The organism is Bacillus sp. Hm123 (genome assembly GCF_051842975.2).
GTDB lineage: Bacteria > Bacillota > Bacilli > Bacillales > Domibacillaceae > Bacillus_CE.
On the sequence record NZ_CM200277.1, the window covers coordinates 1,162,645 to 1,179,980 of the forward strand.

A 17,336-nucleotide genomic window follows, 5' to 3' on the forward strand; every position below is an offset into this window, starting at 1 on the left:
ACTTTGACCTTTTTTGACTTTCAAGGGTTTTGTTTGAAGTTGCTGCTTTTTTCTTCTTAATATCAATTGACAAGCATAAAGTGAAGTAATGGTGAAGAAGTGAGGGATGCATAGTGAGAACTTGGAGCGGTGCCTGCCAGGTAGCAGCAGTTTATGTAGGGACTGTCATCGGGGCTGGTTTTGCTACTGGTAAAGAAATTGTGCAGTTCTTTTCACAATTTGGTTTTTACGGACTGATTAGTATTGTCATTAGCGGACTATTATTTATTTTTCTTGGAGCGAAAATGATGCTCACAGCTATTGAATGGCAAGCTTCTTCCTTTGAAGAATTTAATCAATTTCTTTTTGGGGAAAAGTTAGGGAAAGTTGTGACAGCTATACAGTTTGTTATGTTGATTGGTGTTCTAGGAGTGATGCTTGCAGGGGCAGGTGCTCTATTTGAAGAAAGGCTTCAGTGGCCAGCAAATGTCGGCATTCTTTTAACGATTTTTGTTGGATTTTCAATTATGACGAGAGGGATACAAGGGCTGTTAGCTGTAAATGTATTCGTAGTTCCACTTATGTTGTTATTTCATTTTCGACTAGCAACAGAGGCGGTGGTTAGTCCTTCTTTTTTTGAGAGCCTATTAGTAGGTAAAGGTGACGATTGGACATGGAAAATGTGGACAGCTCCTTTCGTTTATACAGCTCTGAATTTAACGCTAGCACAAGCAGTGTTAGTTCCACTTGCTTATGAAATCAAGGACAAGCAGGTGATTAAACGAGGCGCTTTTCTTGGAGGAGTGGCTTTAATGCTGCTGTTGATGGCCAGTCATATGAGCCTTGTTCAAATAGATAATTTCACTTCATATGAAATTCCGATGGCAAAGGTAGTAGAGGTATATATGCCGACTTTTCATTATATATATGCCATCTTAATCTACGGAGAAATATTTACTTCGGTGGTCGGCAATGCTTATGGGCTAAAGCAACAGCTAGAGAGACGGGTGAACTGGGGGCCAAGCGTTCTTTTTGCGGTCATCTTTACGAGTGGATGGATTCTTAGTCAAATTTCCTATAGTACGTTGTTAGCTTTTCTATATCCGCTGTTTGGATGGATCGGTCTAGTTTTTCTGCTATTATTGTGGAAAAAATAATAAAAGCAGACGGTAGACGCCTGCTTTTAGTCATTGTTAATGAAGTGGAAGGAAAATAATTAACAATAAATCAAACACTAAATGAGAAATAATTAATGTTGGGATGCTACGTTTCCAAGCATACAAAGCTCCCCAGAACAAGCCAGCTACTAAAGCAGCAAGCATCCATACGATTTTTTCAGAATATATAAAGATGGACGCATACAAAGACGCACTCACTAATATCGCTGTTAAATCATTAAAATGGTTGGAGAGACGCTTTTGAATAAATCCTCGCCAAAATAATTCCTCTCCAGGAATAAACACTAATAAAAGCACGATATAGTGCCAAGAAAATTGTGGAGAGTACCATTTATACATAGAGGTCACTTGTTTTTCTAGGGAAAAAGGAAGAACGGGAAGCAACAAATGTCCAATCCAAAACAACAGATACAGAAGAAGCCCTGATAACAAACCATACTTAATAAAGCTAGTAGTCTTTTGTTTATCATCAATTTTCTCATTTATGATTACAAAGCTAATGAAAAAAAGGTTTGCAGCTGTATATATGTACCAAAATATATCACGGTCAGAAAAAGTAATATAAAGCAAAATATGTGCTAGTACAAGGCTGACAGCTAACCGCCAATCTTTAAGAACTGTCATTGTGTCAAACTCCTTTCTTTACTACAGCCATTATTTTAACAAAAAGCGGCTTAAATTGTAATGAATAAGTTTTGACAGAAAAAAGTCTGCCCCCCCGGGGGGACAGACTTTTTTAGTAGATTGTATATTATGAAAAATTAACAATGGTGTAATTTTTATGATTGACGACCGTTTTCTCTTCTAGCTCTAAGTCATCAAAATTATCCATGATCGTTAAATCGACGATCACCGAATTTTCATTTACTTTTTCAACGATTCCTTGTAAGCCATTTTTGAATTCAATGATATTACCAACTTCTGCTTTCGTCATCTCTGTCTCTCCTTCACGTATAAATATAGAAAAGGTTACTTATTAGGTGTTTCTTGACGTTTACTCATAATCTTTTTAGAATTACGTAGTAGAATGAAACCGATCGTTATTATAGGGATCATTCAAGAGTATTACTTCACAGTTTGCCTTATTTTTGTAAAAGAGTAAAGTGATATGTATAAATTTATTTAAAATTCAGAAAGGGGTGGCGACGGTGACGATAGAAGAGGCTTCAAATATGTTAGATCAATTAAAAAATGGCGAGATCGAGCACTTTCAAATAAATAAAGAACAGTTCCTTAGTTTTCAACATGTGCTAGTTAGTAGAGAGGACTTTAAGCATTTTCGAGGTGTTGCTCAACGGGGAGGCTCTGTCATCTATTATTATTTGGAGGAAGCGAGAAGTTAACTTGGTTATCATATTCTCAATAAAAAGGCAATAATCATTTTTCTAACTAATTGCACATAGGACGCTTTTCTTGTAATGTAATGCTACATCTATTTTTTATACAAAAAAGGAGTGAAATGAGAAATGGTGGAGAAACAATTTACTGTCACAGCAGAAACGGGCATTCATGCACGTCCAGCTACTTTATTAGTTCAAACAGCTAGCAGATTTTCTAGTGAAATTGCGCTAGAATTTAAAGGGAAGAAAGTGAATTTAAAATCAATTATGGGTGTTATGTCGCTTGGAATTGGTCAACATTCCAAAATTGTGATTAGTGCAGAAGGAAGCGATGAGCAAGATGCTTTACGAACGATTAATGATGTATTGAAAAACGAAGGGTTAGCAGAATAAAATAGGTCTAATCATCTGTTTTCATATGTTTATGTAAGAAAAATGAGGGTAATGTATACATAACAGCTCATGAAATAGCTGAAACCATAGTTTCATTCTCATTTTTCCCTTATTTGATCGAAGCTGCCTCATAAAGAGGGCTGGTCACCGATACGAATATCTTAATAGATATCGTTGTTCGGAGTTAGCCTTCTTTATTAGAGGCAGCCTTTTTTGTTTAGGACAAAAAAATAAAAACTGAAAGAAAATTCAAATTACATTATAATGGTTAATGTAACTTTAGGAAAGGGTGGGGTTTTCTTGAATATTTCTTTTGAAGGAAAGACAGCGTTAATTCTTGCCTCTAGTCAAGGGCTAGGTCGGGCGATCGCTGAGAAGTTAGCACAAGGTGGAGCTAATATTATGCTAGCGAGCCGTAATGATGAGAAGCTGAAAGAAGTAAAGGGTCACTTACAGAAGGAGTCGTCCGGAAAAATCGAGTATGCTGCGTGTGATATTACGAAAGTGGAAGATATTAAACAGCTAGTCGAACGAACAGTAGCGACATTTGGCACGATTGATATTTTAGTCAATAATGCTGGTGGGCCACCTGCTGGATTGTTTGAAGACATGACAGATGATGATTGGCAGCAGGCATTTGAATTAAACTTATTTTCCTATATTCGTGCCATTCGTGAAGCGTTGCCTCATTTGAAAAAACAAGGCGGAAAAATTATCAATATTGCTTCTTCATCGATTAAAGAACCAATTGCTGGACTGATTTTGTCGAACACATTTCGCACAGGAATTGTCGGGCTGTCTAAAACGTTAGCAGAAGAATTCGCTCCACATCAGATTTTAGTCAATACAGTGGCTCCTGGAAGAATTGCGACTGAACGTGTGCGTCATCTAGATGAAGTGAATGCGAAGAAACAAGGGATTTCAGTGGAACAGCAAGAGGAACGAATGAAAAAGAAAATTCCTCTTGGTCGTTACGGTAACCCTGAGGAGTTCGCTAATGTAGTTGCTTTTCTCGCTTCAGATGCCAATACATACGTAACAGGAAGTAGCTTTCTTGTAGATGGCGGAATGGTGCGGTCTATTTAAAAAATAAAAATCGCATAAGGTATGTTTAAAGCCGCAGGGGATTGGGAATATTGTAAATAAGCATGATTGATTGGAGATTCTCACTCACAACCCCCTTTTTTGGGACCTGCTGAATGGCAGGTCTCTTTTTTTATGGTCTTATTTTAGTTAAAGGTGGAGAGAAAATGAAGAAGAAAATTGGTTTTATCGGCACGGGCGTTATGGGGAAAAGTATGGCACGCCATTTGTTGCAAGCACAATATCCGCTGTACATTTATACACGTACAAAAGAGAAAGCGAAGGAACTGCTTGATCAAGGGGCTGTTTGGTGTGAGCATCCTGCAGAAGTTACAAAGCAAAGTGATGTCATCTTTACGATCATTGGAGAGCCAAAAGATGTAGAAGAGGTGTATCTTGGCAGTGAAGGAATTGTTGCTGCTGGTCGAGTTGGACAAATCGTCATTGATATGACCACTTCAAAACCAAGCTTGGCGCAACAAATTTATGTGAAGGCGAAGGAAAAAGGAATATTTGCGTTAGATGCTCCGGTTTCTGGTGGAGATACCGGCGCTAAAAATGGTACTCTTGCGATTATGGTCGGTGGAGATCAAGAAGCCTATGAAAAGATGTTGCCGATTTTTGAAATCATTGGACAAAATATTGTGTATCAAGGAGAAGCGGGAGCGGGTCAACATGCGAAAATGTGTAATCAAATTGCCATTGCGACTAATATGATCGGTATTTGTGAAGCATTGCTGTACGCGCAAAAAGCGGGGTTAGATCCAGAGACGGTATTAAAAAGCATTTCTAGTGGAGCGGCAGGCAGTTGGTCATTGTCGAATTTAGCTCCCCGCATCATAAAAGGAGATTTTGAACCGGGCTTTTATATTAAACATTTTATTAAAGATATGAAAATTGCTTTAGAAGAAGCTGAGAAAATGGAATTGAACTTACCAGGGCTTGCGATGGCTAAAGACATGTATGAAGAATTAGCTTCAAAAGGAGAAGAATTGAGTGGGACACAAGCATTAATTAAGTATTGGCGGGAAAGTTAAACATATGAAAAGGCTGACCAAAAGAAATGAAGGTGGTACTTCAATTTTTTAAGGTCAGCTTTTTCATAATGTTTTATTTTTGTTTATTCATAAACGCTTCGATACGATCTAATCCCTTTTGAAGCTGTTCCATTGAGCAAGCGTAAGAGAGGCGGAAATACCCTTCCCCATATTCAGAAAAGGCACTGCCAGGAACGACAGCGACTTTTTGATCCGTCGCTAATTTATAGCAGAAATCAAACGATGTTTCTTTTACATATGAAGGGATTTTAATAAAAAAGTAAAAAGCCCCATCTGGTTTTACCACTTCAAAGCCAAGAGAGGATAAACGTTCATACACATAATCACGTCTTTGTTTATATTGATCTCGCATCGGAAGAGCATCATCAATCCCTGCTTCGACCGCTTCTAAAGCTGCCATTTGTGCAACAGATGAAGCACATGATACGTTATATTGGTGAACTTTTAATATGTGCTTGGTGATCGTTTCAGGCGCAAATAAAAAGCCGATTCTCCAGCCTGTCATTGCGTGAGATTTGGATAAGCCGTTTAATACAATCGTTTGCTCTCTTAAAAAAGAAGCGATCGATACGTGAGGACGGTCGAAAGTTAGCTCACTATAAATTTCATCCGCAATAATAAAAATATCCTTCCCACGCACTAAATCGGCAATAGCTTTTAGTTCTTCTTTTGAAAGACTAACACCTGTTGGGTTAGACGGATAAGGTAAGATAATCGCTTTCGTTTTTTCACTAAGTGCCGGACGGATTTTATCAGCGGTTAGCTTAAACTCGCTATCGCGTGTATCAATCGTTTTTAAATGAGCACCACACATATGAATAATCGGTTCGTAACCTGGATAAACAGGACCAGGTAGAATCACTTCATCTTCGGGAGAAAGAATCGTTCGTAACGTGATATCGATCGCTTGGCTAGCACCGACGGTTACAATGACCTCTGATTCTGGAGAGTACGTTAAAGCGTATTTCTTATGTACATAGTTCGCTGCGGCTGTTCGCAGTTCAATGTAGCCCGCATTATGAGTGTAAGTTGTATAATCACTTTCAATCGCTTTTATTCCTGCTACTTTCACATGCTCGGGAGTAGGAAAGTCAGGTTGTCCGATCGTTAACGAAATCATATCTTTCGTTCCACTTACGAGATTAAAAAATTTGCGAATGCCTGATATTTGAATATTTTTAACTTTTTCGTTAATGCAATGTTCCAAAGAGAATCGCCACCTTTCCATTATGTATGCTATTGTATCATTGAAAAGAGCTTTGTTAATTTTTTTTAAAAATAATGTTAATAAATATAAAAATTTTTGCAGGATACGTCGAAACAAAACATGATATAGTAAAATAAAGAATAGGAGGACGAAAGCCTTATGAAGCATGAACAAGGAATTTTATTAGAAAGTGGTACAAATGAACTTGAAATTGTTGAATTTGAAGTGCAAAATAATAAATATGGAATAAATGTTATAAAAGTGAAAGAGATTATCCAACATTTGCCAATAACGTTGATTCCTCACTCACATGAACATATTGAAGGTGTGATTCAACTTCGGGGAGAAGTACTTCCTGTTATTAATATGGCCAAAGTTCTCGGTGTGCCGATCGTAAAAGATGACTCAAATGATAAGTACATAGTGACTGAGTTTAATAAGCAAAAAGCAGTATTTCATGTTCAAAACGTGACGCGTATTCATCGTATTTCTTGGGAGGATATTGAAAAGCCTTCTGATATGTATCAAGGAGGTAACAACCAAGTTATTGGTGTTGTTAAGGTGAGCGGTCAGATGATTCTTCTACTTGATTTTGAAAAAATTATTTTAGATATCAATCCTGAATCAGGTATACATGTGGGGCAACTGAAGCAATTAGGAGCTAGAGAGCGCTCAACTAAAAGCATTGTTGCTGCAGAAGATTCTCCGCTATTAAGAAAACTACTTCATGATACGTTATCTGAAGCTGGATATGAAAATGTTGAGTTTTTCGAAAATGGAAAGCTGGCTTTTGATTACTTAGAATCTATTGCAGCGGAGTCTGATATTACCCAAAAGGTTCAGTTAGTGATTACTGATATTGAAATGCCGCAAATGGATGGCCATCATTTAACAAGAAGAGTGAAAGAGCATCCAGCTTTAAAACAACTTCCTGTGATTATCTTCTCTTCATTAATTACGGAAGACCTTCGCCATAAAGGAGACGGAGTTGGAGCAAATGCTCAAGTAAGTAAGCCTGAAATTGCTGAATTAGTGAAAAATATTGACCGGTTAGTGTTGTAAGAGTTGAAATAGAAGAAAAACACCGGTTACGATAGCCGGTGTTTTTTTGAAGAAAGTATTCGCTGTTTCAATTAATAAGATTGACCAAGAGGTTTAAAAACAGGCTTTTTGTAGCGTTTCTTGCTAGAGGAAGGGTGGGTTTGTTTTTCCTTCATGCCAGTGTATGCTTGAAGAATTTTCTTAGCTTCAATTAAATTCATGCTTGAGCGAGGGTTGCGTTTTTTTTGATCTAAACGACCGAAATGAGGCAAGTTATGAAAATCCTCCTTGCAAGGTGGCATATGAAAAGTGTACTCTCCGCAAGTCACGAGTACATCAGATTGTTGTTGACTGTTTTTTGGATTGTTGGAAAAGTGTAAACCAGTTTTTTTTGCTCGACCTTCCTGTATCATTCTAATTAATGCTTTTTTCTTCAATAAGTATAAAAATTTCGGGTTTATTGCTGTTTTAGCATGCCGATTGACAGTAAAGATTGCTTGAGCGAGGTTCGCAGTTGATGGAGAGTGAGGGAGAGATTTATTTTGACTGTTTGGATTATTCAATGAAAAGACTCCTTTCGTACTATTTTTTCATTATTATATCTCGTTTTTTTCTTTATGGAAAGGGAATCCCATGTTTTAACTCATATTTTTTCGTGAAAAATAGATTTAAAAAAAGAGAGTAGTGTTGCAAATGATTAAAAATAATAAAATCTCCATTATCGATATCGGTTCAAATACTGTCCGTTTGGTTATTTATAATCTTAGTAATTCTGGTTTTGAAGAAGTGGAAAATGTAAAGGCTCCTATTCGTTTAGGTAGGTATTTAGATGAAAACAAATGGCTATCTGAACAAGGAATCCAAGCCTTAAAGGATGTATTACATAGCTTTAAAGAATTGTTAGATAGTTACGGTGTTTATGAAGTGGATTGTACAGCGACAGCCGCTGTTCGCCAAGCATCAAATGGGGAAGAAGTGTTAAAAGAAATTAAAAAAGAGATTGGCTTTAATATTCGAATTTTGTCTGGTGAAGAAGAAGCTTATTACGGCTTTACCGCTGTGACTCAAACCGTGAATCTTGACTCAGGATTATCGATTGATGTTGGAGGGGCGAGTACGGAAATTACTTATTTTGAGAATCGCCAATTAATCGAATCACATAGCTTTCCTTTTGGTGCTGTGACGCTGAAGGAACAATTTCTTAAAGGGAATGGCATGGCAGAGCGGGAACAAAAAGAACTGATCTCGTATATCAAAAGTCAATTTGCCCAATTTCCTTGGATTGAAAACAATGAAGGAGCGATCGTATCTATTGGAGGAAGCGGTCGAAACCTTGCAAACGTAGATCAAATTAAAAGAAATTATCCATCACTAGGCGTACACGGATATAAAATGTCGGTCGAAACGATTAAAGAATTACGAAATGAACTTTCTTCGATGTCTTATGACGACTTAGAAAAAGTAGATGGTCTTTCTAGAGAAAGAGCGGATCTTATTTTGCCAGCATTAGAAGTATTTTATCAATTGTTGTTGCATTCTAAGTCTAAACAAATGATCATCAGCTCTAGAGGGTTAAGAGATGGAGTGATCATGGAGAAGTTATTGAAGACGAAAGCCCAAACAGAATGGGAAGCGAAAGAACAAGGGACTAATCGTCTGTTACATAGTTATCAAAAAAATGAACAGAGCTCTGAACAAGTAGCCATGCTAGCTAATTATTTGATAGCTGAAATGAAAAGAATAAAAGTGATACATATAAGTGAAGAAGATGAATATCTCGTGCACCAAGCTGCTCTATTGTTTTATCTCGGAGAATATATTTCAAGTAGTTCAAAAGGTCCTAATACATTCTACTTATTGACTAACTCCGTTTTTGATGGGTATTCACACAAAGAAAAAGTGAAAATTTCGATCTTGGCTTCTTTTACTAACAACTCAGCTTTTAAGCAAAACATAGAGCCGTATAAGCATTGGTTTACGAAAGAAGAGATTCAACAAATGAGAGAATGGGGAGCTTTACTTAAATTGTGCTATAGCTTAAATAGTACGAAAAGAAATGTGGCAGAAGAGATTCAAATTTGCCAAAAAGATGGTACAATGGAATTAAATGTGTTTTGCAATAAAAACTATCTAGCTGAGCAATATCAAAGTGAAAAACAGAAAAGGCATTTAGAAAAAGCGTTACAGTTACCTATTCAACTTATTTTTATTAGACAATAAAACAAGAAGGTGCAAACAATGGGGGAAAACATGAGAACGGATTTATCAAGTCCACAATATTATAATAACCGAGAACTAAGCTGGCTAGCTTTCAATGAAAGAGTTTTGCAAGAAGCGTCGGATCATCAAAATCCATTGCTTGAGAAGCTGAAATTTCTTGGAATTTTCAGTTCGAATTTAGATGAGTTTTTCATGGTACGCGTAGCTGGATTAAAGGATCAAGTGAAAGCAGGCTTTAATAAGCCGGAGAATAAAGCAGGTCTAACACCAAAACAGCAGTTAAATTCAATTAGTCAAAAGACACAAACTTTAGTTGAGCGTCAATATGAAGTATTAAATAAAGAGATATTACCAGATTTGGATAAAGAGGGGTTTCATTTAGTTCCTATAGAGAAATTAACTAAAGAACAGTTGAAATTTCTTCGAGAGTATTTTGATAATGAGATTTTCCCCGTATTAACACCGATGGCCATTGATGCGTATCGTCCTTTTCCGATGCTATTAAATAAAAGTGTTAACTTGCTTGTGATGCTCGAAAATGACGAGCCGGATGCTGAAGGTGATCGCGTGGCAATTGTTCAAGTACCTTCTGTGCTAGGACGAACATTACAAGTGCCAGCTGCGGATGGCGAGTATTATTATGTATTACTTGAAAGTGTACTAGAGCATTTTGTAAGTAGAATTTTCAAAGGTTTTAAAGTGAAATCAACCAATATTTTTAGAATTACACGCAATGCGGATTTAACGATTCATGAAGAAGGAGCTCGTGATCTTCTACTTGAAATCGAAAAAGAATTAAAAAAGCGTAAATGGGGAGCGGCTGTTCGCTTAGAGATAAAGGGAGAAGATTTAGATCAAGAGGGCCTTGATTATTTACTAAATGAGCTAGAAATCCATCATAAAGATGTATACAAAATTGATGGTCCACTCGATTTAACATTCTTATTTTCATTTGTGAAGAAGCTGCAGGATATTCGTGAAGATCTTTCTTATGAAACATTTATTCCACAGCCACCATTTGATTTACACTCTGGAGAGGATATGTTCGAGAAAGCGTTGCAACAGGATTTGCTTTTCTATCATCCGTATGAATCCTTCGAGCCAATTGTTGAATTTGTTTCACAGGCAGCGGATGATCCAGCAGTGTTAGCGATTAAACAAACGCTATATCGTGTGAGTGGAGATTCACCTGTGATCGAAGCATTAAAACGAGCGGCAGAACAAGGGAAGCAAGTTACGGTGCTTGTTGAATTAAAAGCGCGTTTCGATGAAGAAAATAATGTTCATTGGGCGAAAGAGCTTGAAAAAGCGGGTTGCCATGTCATTTACGGTATGCATAACTTGAAAACTCACAGCAAAATTACACTTGTTGTTCGTAAGCGTAATGGCAAAATTGAGCGATTCGTTCATTTAGGAACAGGGAATTATAATGATCAAACAGCTAAGCTATACACTGATCATGGTTTAATTACATCGAAAAAGAAATTCGGTATAGATGCAACGAACTTCTTTAATTATTTAAGTGGTTATACAGAAAAGCCAACTTATAATCACCTTGTAGTGGCTCCTTACAATATCCAAGAGGAATTTATTCGTTTAATTGATGAGGAGATTGCTTGTCATAAAAAGCATGGAAATGGGCATATTATGGCTAAAATGAATTCTTTAACAGATAAAACGCTAATCATGAAATTGTATGAAGCGTCTTGTGCTGGTGTAAAAGTAGAATGTATTATTCGCGGTATTTGCTGTCTTCGCCCAGGAATTCCAGGTGTTAGTGAAAATATTCGCGTGACAAGTATTGTCGGTCGCTTTTTAGAGCATAGTCGGATTTACTATTTCCACCACAATGGAGAAGGTAAAATGTATTTATCTTCAGCCGATATGATGACGCGAAATATGATTAAACGCGTGGAAATATTATTCCCGATTTTTGATGGTGTGTTAAAGCATCGTATCGTTCAATTTTTAAATTTACAGCTGAGCGACAATTCGAAAGCTCGCTATCAAGATAATGAAGGTAATTATCATTATGTTGAACGTACAGCAGGAGACGCAGTGATTGACAGTCAAACGGAATGTTTAAATGCAGCTTATCGTCTTCGTGAGGACGAAGAATAAACAGTTGTTACTAGTATAATTGACAAGAGCCAGATTCCTCACTAAACATCGTGTTTAGAGATGGGGGAATGTGGCTCTTTTAATATAGAGGGAGCTTATATGAATATTTTATTTGTCGCTGCTGGTGGGGCGATCGGAGCTGTGTTTCGTTATTTGCTAAGTGGATGGAATGAAAGCTATTTTCCCTTTGGAACCTTGTTTGTTAACATTGTAGGCAGTTTTGTTTTAGGGATGATTACCGCTCGTTTTATGAGCAGAAAAATGAACAAAAAGGATTCGCTTTTTTACGGAACAGGGTTGTGTGGCGGCTTTACGACAATGTCCACTTTTTCTGAAGAAGCCGTAGAGTTATGGCAAGCTAATCTGTTGTTAAGCGTATCTTACGTAACGATGACTGTAGCTGTCGGTATACTAGCTAGTCTAGCTGGATTAAAAGTAGGGAGGGGAGGATAATGGATCTTTTTTTAGTAGCGATTGGTGGAGCGCTTGGAGCGGCTGGCCGTTATTTGATTAGCTTGCTAGTTGTCAATGCGACTAGTTCTTTTCCGTTTGGTGCTCTTATTGTTAATTTCATAGGTAGTTTTTTACTTGGATTTGTCGTTTCTCTTTCAATAAATGATCAATGGCTCCTTGGGACTGGTGTGCTAGGAGGGTTTACAACGTTTTCAACATTTAGTGTAGAAGCAGCGATATTATACAAGGAAAGTATATCTCTTTTTGTCGTGTATGTATTGCTGACGATCGTTGGTTCGATGCTGTTATTTACCTTAGCCTTCTCGTTATGAAAGAGAAGGCAGGCACGTAAAAAGTGAATAATAATTGAATGTAACATTGTCTGAATATTCAGATGTGTGTTAATATATAAATGAGTGATTATTCATTCATTAAATGAAGGATGGGGGAATGACATTGAAAGATAAAGTGGTGATCGTCACTGGTGGATCTAGTGGGATGGGAAAATACATGGCAAAGAGATTTCTAGAAGAGGGAGCAAAAGTGGTGATTTCTGGCCGCAGTGAAGACAAGCTCCAGGCTACTAAAGGAGAGATCGATACAGGAGATGGACATTTGTTAACGGTCTCGATGGATGTGCGTAACCCAGAAGATGTACAGCGACTAGTAGAAACGACTAGTCAGCATTTTGGAACCATCGATCATCTAGTGAACAATGCGGCTGGAAACTTTATTGTTCCTGCCGAAAAACTATCAGTAAATGGGTGGAATTCGGTCATTGATATTGTGTTGAATGGAACATTTTATTGTTCTAGCGCGGTAGGGAATTACTGGATTCAACATGGAATTAAAGGGAGTATAATTAACATCGTTGCTACGTATGCGTGGAATGCCGGAGCTGGTGTGATTCATTCAGCGGCTGCAAAAGCAGGTGTTTTATCTATGACGAGAACGCTCGCAGTTGAGTGGGGGCATAAGTACGGTATTCGAACGAATGCGATTGCTCCAGGTCCAATTGAACGCACAGGGGGAGCGGACAAGCTATGGGAGTCAGAAGAAGCGGCGAAACGAACGCTTCAAAGCGTCCCTCTTCAGCGATTAGGGACACCAGAGGAAATTGCCGGCTTAGCTCTTTATTTATTTTCTAACGAGGCGGCTTATATAAATGGTGAATGTGTAATCATGGATGGTGGGCAATGGTTAAATCCCTATCCATTTTGATCGTGAGTAAGAGCCATCGTTAAAGGTGGTTCTTTTTTTGATTTTGGTATATTATCAAAAATATAAACTGTTTTACTTTTAAGTATAATATAAAGATAATCCTAGGTTAAAGGTTGAATAAATACTCGATTATATGTATAATTAAAAGGATTATTGAGTTGGAGGAAGAGTGGATGGATGCATTAGAAATTATGTCACAGCTTGATCATGTCACGCCTTTTTTTCAACCGATTTTTAGTGCGGATGAGCATAAAATCATTGGATATGAAGTGTTAGGGCGTTTTTTAGTAGGTAATGAAGCAAGAAGTTTAGGCCCTTTTTTTCATGATCAAGAAGTGCCCGATGAATACTTAATTGAGGTAGAGGATCTCATATTAAAGAAAGCGTTATCATTATATTTGCATTCAGGTATTGAAGCGAAGTTGTTTATTAATAGAAATGCTCGATTATTGAAAGAGGACTATGGAGAGCATTTATTAATTCTTTTGCAGGAATATGAAGAGAAAGGCTTGCAGTTAAGCAATATTGTCCTAGAAATTTCTGAATCAGAGTATAGTAAAGAGCTAGAACATGTACTAAGGTATTATAAAACATTTGGTATTCAAATTGCGATTGATCATATTGGTGAAAAGAGCGGAGATGTTTATAAATATACGGGTTACGCACCTAATATTTTAAAGGTGAGTTTGCAAGCATTGCGAAAAAATTCTTCTGGTCAAACGTATAAAGATATTCTATATTCGATCTCGATGCTTGCTCGAAAAATTGGTGCTTCCTTGCTGTTTGAGAGCATCGAAATGGAATATCAGCTACAATATGCGTGGAAGCACGGAGGAAGGTATTATCAAGGGTATTATTTACATGAGCCTTGTGGACATTTTCTTCAAGAGGACATCCAAAAAGAAACGCTAAAAAGAAAATGCCAGGAATTTATTCTTCATGAAAAGCGCTCGCTTGAGAGAGTATATTTATTAGCAGAATCGATTCAAACGGCTTTACAAGATGTTGTCTCAAAGTATACGAAACAAGCGATCACGAAGGAACAATTGTTAGTTGAAATTGGCGAAAAGTTTGAAGAGATGTGTTTTCGCTTATATATATGTGATGAAAATGGATTTGAACTAACTCCGAATTATTTCAAGAAGGAAGAAAATTGGATTTTTCAACCGGAGTATTTCGGTAAAAATTGGAGCTGGCGACCGTATTTTTTAGAAAATATTTTACGAATGCGGAAAAATCGGGTCGGTTTAATTTCTGATTTATATAGCGATATCGAAAAAGGTGAAATGATTCGAACATTTTCTTATGCTTTAAATGAACAGGAATATTTATTCATGGATATTTCCTATGACTTTTTATTTGAACAAGACGGCTTACTTTATTAATTTTGAATAAAATCACGAGACTAACTAATACTACCGATAAGAAGCTCGATAGGGAGTGGTGAAGTTGAGTGATTTTTTCGTTGTCTTAATCTTTGTTGGGTGCGTAGCAGTCCTTTTTTCTGTATTTTACACTGTTCGAGTATTTAAGCAGCAAGAGACAGCAAAGGAAGGATTAGATTCGTCGATCCCAGAAACTGTACAGCAACATCCATATATGAAGAATCCTATTTTTTGGTCCTATATTATCGGGTTTGGTGCTTTATTGATTTTCGTATTTTATTTAGTAGCCAATAGGTAAGCGGAGGAAAAGGAGGCTCAAGGTTGAACCTCCTTTTGACTTAAAGGTTATGTTTACTTAAGAGTTCGTTTAACCTATCCATGTCAAATCCCCGTACGATTTCGTTTTCTACAATAATGGTTGGGGTAGACAAAGATTCCCACTTGATTTGTAGCTCCTCCTTAAATATTGGATTAGACGCAATATTTCTTTCTTCATAGCGCACTCCACGGTCGTTGAAAAATAATTTGATAATATTGCATGGCGGACATTCTGGTTGGGTATACAGAATAATAGAAGCCAATACTTTCCCCTCCTATCAACTTATAAAATCCTTATTTTCAATATAAAATAAAATAAAATAGTTGGATATGAAATAGATGTATGGTATATTTCATTTGCCTATTTATTTTATAACAAAAGGATTATGTACGGTCAAAAACAAAATAAATATTTGGAAAGACAGATGAAAGGGGTCAACCGATACTATGTCACAATTAATGGGAATCGTTCAACGTTTGAAATCATTGCAAGAAGGTGGAGAAGCAGGCGAGGTTCAACAACGACTGTTCGAAGTGAACGGCAAAACTTTATGCCAGGTAAAATATTTTCCAGGAAAAGATACATTTGAACTAGAAGTATACGATAAAGATGGTAAAGGAAGTAAATATCCTTTTGATGATATCGATATGACGGCAATTGAGATCTTTGATTTATTACAAGAAGAAAAACAACAATGATTTATATGATGCCCTGCTTCATTTAATGAGCAGGGATTATTTATGTTTAATAATGGAACGAAAGTGGGTAACTTTGATATAATGAAAAAAGGGTGGAATGAATTATTTGAGGAGTAAAGCGCTTACAAAAAGAATAAAGGGGTAGTTCAATGATTTCTTTTCAAAGCAAAGATGTATTAAATACAAATATAATGGATTACATAATCCCGTCAGAAAAAGTCGCTCATGTTCAGCCGAGGAATAATCTGGAGCATGCGCTCTTAGTGCTGACAAAAAGCGGTTATACATCCATTCCGGTGTTAGATGCTAAATACCGACTGCAAGGATTAATTAGTATTCCAATGATTACAGAGGCTATTTTAGGTTTGGAAAGAATTGAATTTGAGAAGCTAGAACATATGAAAGTGGAAGAAGTTATGGCAATCGACAAACCATCGTTAACGGTCCACGATCATTTCCGCAAAGCACTTGGATTATTAATCAATCACCCTTTTTTGTGCGTTACGAATGAAGAAGAAGAGTTTCAAGGCATTTTAACGAGAAGGGTTATTTTAAAGCAATTGAATTATCATGTTGACCAGTTGAAATAAAAACTTATAAAATGATCTAATAGAGTCAGATCCCTCTTACATTATATCAAGGGGTTTGGCTTTTTGTATTTAGCCGGAGGGGATATCGATGTTATTTTCAGAGGCTCAGCTGCTAACTGTATTAGCAGAAGAAATGAATATGAGAAAAGCTGCCGAGCGTTTATTTGTCTCTCAACCTGCGCTGTCGCAACGATTACAGACGATTGAGAAGGGGTGGGGAACGAGAATATTTAATCGAACGACAAAGGGATTAACGTTGACACCAGCGGGAGAAATGATCATCCAGTTTTCAAAAGAAGTAGTGGAGAAAAGAGAAAAGGTAGTTGAAAACATCCAATCACTAGAATCGGAAGTTCATGGAACATTAAAAATCGCTTGTGCATCCATTGTTGGGCAAAACTGGCTCCCACAAGTATTGAAACGCTTTGTTGAACGATATCCTCATGCTAAAATTTCTTTAATGACTGGCTGGAGCAGTGAAATTTCTAAAGCATTATATGAAGGAGACGTACATATAGGAATCATTCGCGGCACACCAGATTGGAAAGGGAGAAAAATTCATTTATTTGAGGATAGTCTATTTTTAGTTGATCGAGAAATTAAATATGTGGATGAAATATTAACGACAGATAAGCCGTTTATTCAATTTAAAAGCGACTCAACCTATTTTCAGGAAATACAAGAATGGTGGCACCGTCACTTTCAAAGTGCGCCAAAACAATCGATTATTGTCGATCAAATTGAGACGTGTCGACAAATGGCGTTTAACGGGATCGGCTACGCGATATTGCCTGAAATTACGTTAAATGGCACATCGAGTGAAGTGTATAAAATCCCGTTGCTTGATCAAGATCAATGTCCTCTACGTCGAGATACGTGGCTTTTAGGGTACGACTCAGCCTTTGAGCTAAGACAAGTCCAAGCGTTTATTGAAGTGATTGAAGAGTTTAAACAGTAACGATGTGATCTAGTTAAAATTGCTTGTGAAATTTACTTCACTCTGTTAAATTAATAAGAAATGCAGACGAAATCGTCGGCAATACATAAGTT

Annotated in this window: 21 protein-coding genes; 16 read left to right on the forward strand and 5 right to left on the reverse strand. The window is 37.0% G+C overall.

Features of this window, described 5'->3' with window-relative positions; genetic code table 11:
- Positions 1 to 113: 113 nt before the first annotated feature.
- Positions 114 to 1,136, forward strand: coding sequence for a YkvI family membrane protein (locus ACSVDJ_RS06070; protein WP_439169414.1), 1,023 nt, complete (start codon positions 114 to 116; stop codon positions 1,134 to 1,136).
- 36 nt (positions 1,137 to 1,172) lie between these two features.
- On the opposite strand, the gene ACSVDJ_RS06075 is transcribed toward ACSVDJ_RS06070, so the two are convergent.
- Both ACSVDJ_RS06075 and ACSVDJ_RS06080 read right to left on the reverse strand, forming a co-directional pair.
- Entirely contained in the window at positions 1,173 to 1,781 is a 609-nt protein-coding gene (locus ACSVDJ_RS06075; RefSeq protein WP_439169413.1) for a CPBP family intramembrane glutamic endopeptidase, read from the reverse strand.
- A 127-nt stretch (positions 1,782 to 1,908) separates the two neighbouring features.
- The gene (locus ACSVDJ_RS06080) at positions 1,909 to 2,091 is read right to left on the reverse strand and encodes a YkvS family protein (RefSeq protein WP_094834870.1); all 183 of its coding nucleotides are present in this window, start codon (positions 2,089 to 2,091) and stop codon (positions 1,909 to 1,911) included.
- A gap of 214 nt (positions 2,092 to 2,305) precedes the next feature.
- Here ACSVDJ_RS06080 and ykzS point away from each other — a divergent pair, with 214 nt between their 5' ends.
- From ykzS to ACSVDJ_RS06100, 4 genes are all read left to right on the forward strand, one after another.
- On the forward strand, positions 2,306 to 2,500 hold the full coding sequence (gene ykzS, locus ACSVDJ_RS06085) for a protein YkzS (protein ID WP_518620246.1): 195 nt from the start codon (positions 2,306 to 2,308) through the stop codon (positions 2,498 to 2,500).
- Positions 2,501 to 2,623: 123 nt separating this feature from the next.
- Positions 2,624 to 2,890 carry a phosphocarrier protein HPr gene (locus tag ACSVDJ_RS06090; RefSeq protein ID WP_439169412.1) on the forward strand — a complete coding sequence of 89 codons (267 nt, stop codon included), beginning with the start codon at positions 2,624 to 2,626 and terminating at the stop codon, positions 2,888 to 2,890.
- 264 nt (positions 2,891 to 3,154) lie between these two features.
- Entirely contained in the window at positions 3,155 to 3,976 is an 822-nt protein-coding gene (locus ACSVDJ_RS06095; protein WP_439169411.1) for an SDR family oxidoreductase, read from the forward strand.
- Between the two features lie 164 nt (positions 3,977 to 4,140).
- Positions 4,141 to 5,010 carry an NAD(P)-dependent oxidoreductase gene (locus tag ACSVDJ_RS06100; protein WP_439169410.1) on the forward strand — a complete coding sequence of 290 codons (870 nt, stop codon included), beginning with the start codon at positions 4,141 to 4,143 and terminating at the stop codon, positions 5,008 to 5,010.
- A 73-nt stretch (positions 5,011 to 5,083) separates the two neighbouring features.
- On the opposite strand, the gene ACSVDJ_RS06105 is transcribed toward ACSVDJ_RS06100, so the two are convergent.
- Complete coding sequence (locus ACSVDJ_RS06105; protein WP_439169409.1) at positions 5,084 to 6,238, reverse strand: aminotransferase A; 1,155 nt, start codon at positions 6,236 to 6,238, stop codon at positions 5,084 to 5,086.
- 159 nt (positions 6,239 to 6,397) lie between these two features.
- On the opposite strand from ACSVDJ_RS06105, the gene ACSVDJ_RS06110 reads away from it, so the two are divergent.
- Positions 6,398 to 7,300: a chemotaxis protein gene (locus ACSVDJ_RS06110; RefSeq protein ID WP_439169408.1), complete on the forward strand. Its 903-nt coding sequence runs from the start codon at positions 6,398 to 6,400 to the stop codon at positions 7,298 to 7,300.
- A 71-nt stretch (positions 7,301 to 7,371) separates the two neighbouring features.
- On the opposite strand, the gene ACSVDJ_RS06115 is transcribed toward ACSVDJ_RS06110, so the two are convergent.
- Entirely contained in the window at positions 7,372 to 7,842 is a 471-nt protein-coding gene (locus ACSVDJ_RS06115; protein ID WP_439169407.1) for a YkyB family protein, read from the reverse strand.
- A 130-nt stretch (positions 7,843 to 7,972) separates the two neighbouring features.
- On the opposite strand from ACSVDJ_RS06115, the gene ACSVDJ_RS06120 reads away from it, so the two are divergent.
- The 7 genes from ACSVDJ_RS06120 to ACSVDJ_RS06150 all read left to right on the forward strand — a co-directional run bounded on the left by ACSVDJ_RS06120 (position 7,973) and on the right by ACSVDJ_RS06150 (position 14,977).
- Positions 7,973 to 9,499, forward strand: coding sequence for a Ppx/GppA phosphatase family protein (locus ACSVDJ_RS06120; protein WP_439169749.1), 1,527 nt, complete (start codon positions 7,973 to 7,975; stop codon positions 9,497 to 9,499).
- An 18-nt stretch (positions 9,500 to 9,517) separates the two neighbouring features.
- Positions 9,518 to 11,620 carry an RNA degradosome polyphosphate kinase gene (locus ACSVDJ_RS06125; RefSeq protein ID WP_439169406.1) on the forward strand — a complete coding sequence of 701 codons (2,103 nt, stop codon included), beginning with the start codon at positions 9,518 to 9,520 and terminating at the stop codon, positions 11,618 to 11,620.
- A gap of 99 nt (positions 11,621 to 11,719) precedes the next feature.
- Positions 11,720 to 12,073, forward strand: coding sequence for a fluoride efflux transporter CrcB (gene crcB, locus ACSVDJ_RS06130; protein ID WP_439169405.1), 354 nt, complete (start codon positions 11,720 to 11,722; stop codon positions 12,071 to 12,073).
- Positions 12,073 to 12,405, forward strand: a complete 333-nt coding sequence (locus tag ACSVDJ_RS06135) for a fluoride efflux transporter FluC (protein WP_439169403.1) — start codon at positions 12,073 to 12,075, stop codon at positions 12,403 to 12,405. Before crcB ends, ACSVDJ_RS06135 begins: the two co-directional genes overlap by 1 nt.
- Positions 12,406 to 12,529: 124 nt before the next feature.
- Positions 12,530 to 13,294, forward strand: a complete 765-nt coding sequence (gene fadH, locus ACSVDJ_RS06140) for a 2,4-dienoyl-CoA reductase (RefSeq protein ID WP_439169748.1) — start codon at positions 12,530 to 12,532, stop codon at positions 13,292 to 13,294.
- A gap of 173 nt (positions 13,295 to 13,467) precedes the next feature.
- Positions 13,468 to 14,679 (forward strand): EAL domain-containing protein, encoded by a 1,212-nt coding sequence (locus ACSVDJ_RS06145; RefSeq protein WP_439169402.1) that lies wholly within the window; start codon positions 13,468 to 13,470, stop codon positions 14,677 to 14,679.
- Positions 14,680 to 14,743: 64 nt separating this feature from the next.
- Positions 14,744 to 14,977, forward strand: coding sequence for a hypothetical protein (locus ACSVDJ_RS06150; RefSeq protein WP_439169401.1), 234 nt, complete (start codon positions 14,744 to 14,746; stop codon positions 14,975 to 14,977).
- Positions 14,978 to 15,017: 40 nt separating this feature from the next.
- On the opposite strand, the gene ACSVDJ_RS06155 is transcribed toward ACSVDJ_RS06150, so the two are convergent.
- Positions 15,018 to 15,260: a glutaredoxin family protein gene (locus tag ACSVDJ_RS06155; protein ID WP_439169400.1), complete on the reverse strand. Its 243-nt coding sequence runs from the start codon at positions 15,258 to 15,260 to the stop codon at positions 15,018 to 15,020.
- 184 nt (positions 15,261 to 15,444) lie between these two features.
- On the opposite strand from ACSVDJ_RS06155, the gene ACSVDJ_RS06160 reads away from it, so the two are divergent.
- The 3 genes from ACSVDJ_RS06160 to ccpC all read left to right on the forward strand — a co-directional run bounded on the left by ACSVDJ_RS06160 (position 15,445) and on the right by ccpC (position 17,244).
- On the forward strand, positions 15,445 to 15,696 hold the full coding sequence (locus ACSVDJ_RS06160) for a YkuJ family protein (RefSeq protein ID WP_094834885.1): 252 nt from the start codon (positions 15,445 to 15,447) through the stop codon (positions 15,694 to 15,696).
- A 149-nt stretch (positions 15,697 to 15,845) separates the two neighbouring features.
- Positions 15,846 to 16,286, forward strand: a complete 441-nt coding sequence (gene cbpB, locus ACSVDJ_RS06165) for a cyclic-di-AMP-binding protein CbpB (RefSeq protein ID WP_439169398.1) — start codon at positions 15,846 to 15,848, stop codon at positions 16,284 to 16,286.
- Positions 16,287 to 16,374: 88 nt separating this feature from the next.
- Positions 16,375 to 17,244, forward strand: a complete 870-nt coding sequence (ccpC, locus tag ACSVDJ_RS06170) for a transcriptional regulator CcpC (RefSeq protein WP_439169397.1) — start codon at positions 16,375 to 16,377, stop codon at positions 17,242 to 17,244.
- The last annotated feature ends 92 nt before the right edge of the window (positions 17,245 to 17,336 follow it).

Excerpts from the sequence above, each read along its gene's own strand:
- ACSVDJ_RS06075 (WP_439169413.1), bottom strand. The coding sequence starts at position 1,781 with ATGACAGTTCTTAAAGATTGGCGGTTAGCTGTCAGCCTTGTACTAGCA.
- ACSVDJ_RS06080 (WP_094834870.1), bottom strand. The coding sequence starts at position 2,091 with ATGACGAAAGCAGAAGTTGGTAATATCATTGAATTCAAAAATGGCTTA.
- ACSVDJ_RS06090 (WP_439169412.1), top strand. The coding sequence starts at position 2,624 with ATGGTGGAGAAACAATTTACTGTCACAGCAGAAACGGGCATTCATGCA.
- ACSVDJ_RS06095 (WP_439169411.1), top strand. The coding sequence starts at position 3,155 with ATGGTTAATGTAACTTTAGGAAAGGGTGGGGTTTTCTTGAATATTTCT.
- ACSVDJ_RS06100 (WP_439169410.1), top strand. The coding sequence starts at position 4,141 with ATGAAGAAGAAAATTGGTTTTATCGGCACGGGCGTTATGGGGAAAAGT.
- ACSVDJ_RS06110 (WP_439169408.1), top strand. The coding sequence starts at position 6,398 with ATGAAGCATGAACAAGGAATTTTATTAGAAAGTGGTACAAATGAACTT.
- ACSVDJ_RS06120 (WP_439169749.1), top strand. The coding sequence starts at position 7,973 with ATGATTAAAAATAATAAAATCTCCATTATCGATATCGGTTCAAATACT.
- ACSVDJ_RS06125 (WP_439169406.1), top strand. The coding sequence starts at position 9,518 with ATGGGGGAAAACATGAGAACGGATTTATCAAGTCCACAATATTATAAT.
- crcB (WP_439169405.1), top strand. The coding sequence starts at position 11,720 with ATGAATATTTTATTTGTCGCTGCTGGTGGGGCGATCGGAGCTGTGTTT.
- ACSVDJ_RS06135 (WP_439169403.1), top strand. The coding sequence starts at position 12,073 with ATGGATCTTTTTTTAGTAGCGATTGGTGGAGCGCTTGGAGCGGCTGGC.
- ACSVDJ_RS06145 (WP_439169402.1), top strand. The coding sequence starts at position 13,468 with ATGGATGCATTAGAAATTATGTCACAGCTTGATCATGTCACGCCTTTT.
- ACSVDJ_RS06160 (WP_094834885.1), top strand. The coding sequence starts at position 15,445 with ATGTCACAATTAATGGGAATCGTTCAACGTTTGAAATCATTGCAAGAA.
- cbpB (WP_439169398.1), top strand. The coding sequence starts at position 15,846 with ATGATTTCTTTTCAAAGCAAAGATGTATTAAATACAAATATAATGGAT.
- ccpC (WP_439169397.1), top strand. The coding sequence starts at position 16,375 with ATGTTATTTTCAGAGGCTCAGCTGCTAACTGTATTAGCAGAAGAAATG.